The 1,291-nt window shown below is 70.9% G+C and carries 1 protein-coding gene; it reads right to left on the bottom strand.

Annotation, left to right across the window (positions count from 1 at the left end):
• Positions 1-76 precede the first annotated feature (76 nt).
• On the bottom strand, positions 77-1,291 hold a 1,215-nt coding region (argG, locus tag AB0G02_RS40760; RefSeq protein WP_360806069.1), incomplete at its 5' end, for an argininosuccinate synthase.

Here is a 1,291-nt window from a genome sequence, read left to right as displayed (position 1 = left end):
CCCCATCAGCCCCACCCCGCGTCCCCCCGCCCAGGGCCGCGGCCCCCCCGCGTCCGGGGTTCGACCCGCGGTCCGGTCAGTCGTTGCCGGCTTCCAGGGCCGCGTGGTCGAGAAGCTCGTCGTCGGGCACCTCGCCCCGGGAGGCGATGGCCTCGGCGCCGCCCTCGGGCATCGCTCCGATCAGCTCGGTCGAGGCCACCCGCGTGTCGATCAGCGTCGACTGGCTGCCGACCATGCCGAGCACGGCGTACTGCTCCAGCTTGGCGCGCGAGTCCGCGATGTCGAGGTTGCGCATGGTCAGCTGGCCGATGCGGTCGACCGGGCCGAACGCCGAGTCCTCGGTCCGCTCCATGGACAGCTTGTCCGGGTGGTAGCTGAACGCGGGACCGGTGGTGTCCATGATCGAGAAGTCCTCACCGCGCCGCAGGCGCAGCGTGACCTCGCCGGTGACGGCCGTGCCGACCCAGCGCTGCAACGACTCGCGCACCATCAGCGCCTGCGGGTCCAGCCAGCGGCCCTCGTACAGCAGCCGGCCCAGCTTGCGGCCCTCGTTGTGGTACGCGGCGATGGTGTCCTCGTTGTGGATCGCGTTGACCAGGCGCTCGTAGGCCGCGTGCAGCAGCGCCATGCCCGGCGCCTCGTAGATGCCGCGGCTCTTGGCCTCGATGACCCGGTTCTCGATCTGGTCGGACATGCCCATGCCGTGCCGTCCGCCGATGGCGTTGGCCTCCAGCACCAGGTCCACGGCGGAGGAGAACTCCTTGCCGTTGATCGTCACCGGGCGGCCCTGGTCGAAGCCGATCGTGACGTCCTCGGTGGCGATCTCCACCTCGGGGTCCCAGAACCGCACGCCCATGATCGGCTCGACGATCTCGATGCCCGCGCCGAGCTGCTCCAGCGCCTTGGCCTCGTGCGTCGCGCCCCAGATGTTCGCGTCGGTGGAGTACGCCTTCTCCGTGCTGGCCCGGTACGGCAGGTCGCGCGCGACCAGCCACTCGGACATCTCCGTGCGACCGCCCAGCTCGCTGACGAACGCGGCGTCCAGCCACGGCTTGTAGATCCGCAGCGAGGGGTTCGCGAGCAGGCCGTAGCGGTAGAACCGCTCGATGTCGTTGCCCTTGTAGGTGGAGCCGTCGCCCCAGATCTGCACGTCGTCGTCGAGCATGGCGCGCACCAGCATGGTGCCCGTCACGGCCCGGCCGAGCGGCGTGGTGTTGAAGTAGGTCCGGCCGCCGGACCGGATGTGGAACGCCCCGCAGGCCAGCGCCGCGAGCCCTTCCTCCACCAGGGC

Source organism: Actinosynnema sp. NPDC023658 (genome assembly GCF_040639995.1).
Classification (GTDB): domain Bacteria; phylum Actinomycetota; class Actinomycetes; order Mycobacteriales; family Pseudonocardiaceae; genus Actinosynnema.
Note: the sequence above shows the minus strand (reverse complement) of the source record. Positions and strands in the feature narration are given on the sequence as shown.